Annotated in this window: 3 protein-coding genes; all 3 read left to right on the top strand. The window is 41.5% G+C overall.

Features of this window, described 5'->3' with window-relative positions:
* Positions 1–129: 129 nt before the first annotated feature.
* Complete coding sequence (locus tag PSF28_RS22595; RefSeq protein ID WP_272685680.1) at positions 130–498, top strand: hypothetical protein; 369 nt, start codon at positions 130–132, stop codon at positions 496–498.
* Positions 495–884 carry a M15 family metallopeptidase gene (locus PSF28_RS22590; RefSeq protein ID WP_272685679.1) on the top strand — a complete coding sequence of 130 codons (390 nt, stop codon included), beginning with the start codon at positions 495–497 and terminating at the stop codon, positions 882–884. Before PSF28_RS22595 ends, PSF28_RS22590 begins: the two co-directional genes overlap by 4 nt.
* The coding region (locus tag PSF28_RS22585; RefSeq protein ID WP_272685678.1) for a hypothetical protein at positions 881–1,162 on the top strand (282 nt) is incomplete at its 3' end. The genes PSF28_RS22590 and PSF28_RS22585, both read left to right, overlap by 4 nt.

Below are 1,162 nucleotides of genomic sequence, written 5' to 3'. Positions count from 1 at the left end.
TGTTTTGGTGCTAGCTGCAAACAAAGACAACCTTAGAAAGTTGTTTAGTCGTATTGCAGCATCAATAGACCGAAACTGCAGCGGTATCGTACAAGCCATTAAAGATTGGCGAAATAAAGGGGGTAACTGATGGATGCCTTCTTAACGATTTTTATGGATATAGCCCGCTGGATAGATACTCACCCACTAGGGACTGCTGATATTTTGTTTAAGTCCGCCTCAGCAATCACGGTGTTTTTATGCCGTTATGCTAAGCGTCGAGATTCGATTATTGGCACCGTCTTATTTGTTTGTTGGGTTTATCAAATTTATCAAACGGCGGTGGGCGAGCGTATAGCAGCATCATCAGATGTATTGTTTAGTGGTGTATTTTTTGTCGTCATATTCGCCGTTGGCGGAAATATCATGTCGGTTGTCGTTTTCAGTAAATTAATCGCTCGAGTCAAATCAATCTGGCTGCTCATTAAGCGGCCTTTTACTTTTATGGTGAAGAAATGAGTAAATTCAAATTTAGCAACCGCAGTGAAGAGAATTTGCGCGGCGTTCATCCCGATCTAGTTAAAGTTACTCGTCGAGCTCTTGAATTAACCAGCATTGATTTTATGGTCATTGAAGGTAAGCGAACTGAAGCCCGACAACGTGATTTAGTAAAAAGTAAAAAAAGTCAGACGATGAATAGCCGACACTTAACTGGCCATGCCGTAGATTGTGCCCCGTTAGTGGGTCGTGAAATTCCTTGGAATGATTGGTCTAAGTTCAAGCTGGTTGCTGATGCCATGCTGCAGGCAGGTGATGAACTAGGTATTGATGTTGAGTGGGGCGGTAACTGGACAAGTTTTAAAGATGGCCCTCACTTCCAGCTTTCACGCAAGTCATACCCATGAACATGTTAACTAAAGCATTAATGGCCGCTTGTGCCATTTTGCTATTTTGGCTTATTTGGGTTGTGAATGATTACGACAAATTGAGTGATAAGTTTGATAAAAAATCAAATGAGCTTGCTGCCAATCAATTCATATTGTCCACTGTTTTAGAGCTATCGGTAACATTCAATGAAATTTCACGAAATAACCTTAGGGAACGTGATGAGGCAGCAGTGGCTTCTGAAACGGTTAAAACCATTATCAAAACCGTTATTGTGGATGATAAGTGTGCTGCCATC

The organism is Providencia sp. PROV130 (genome assembly GCF_028482225.1).
GTDB classification, from domain to species: domain Bacteria; phylum Pseudomonadota; class Gammaproteobacteria; order Enterobacterales; family Enterobacteriaceae; genus Providencia; species Providencia rettgeri.
The sequence above is the reverse complement of the archived record's forward strand: the minus strand, read 5'-3'. Positions and strand labels throughout refer to the sequence as shown.

Excerpts from the sequence above, each read along its gene's own strand:
- PSF28_RS22595 (WP_272685680.1), top strand. The coding sequence starts at position 130 with ATGGATGCCTTCTTAACGATTTTTATGGATATAGCCCGCTGGATAGAT.
- PSF28_RS22590 (WP_272685679.1), top strand. The coding sequence starts at position 495 with ATGAGTAAATTCAAATTTAGCAACCGCAGTGAAGAGAATTTGCGCGGC.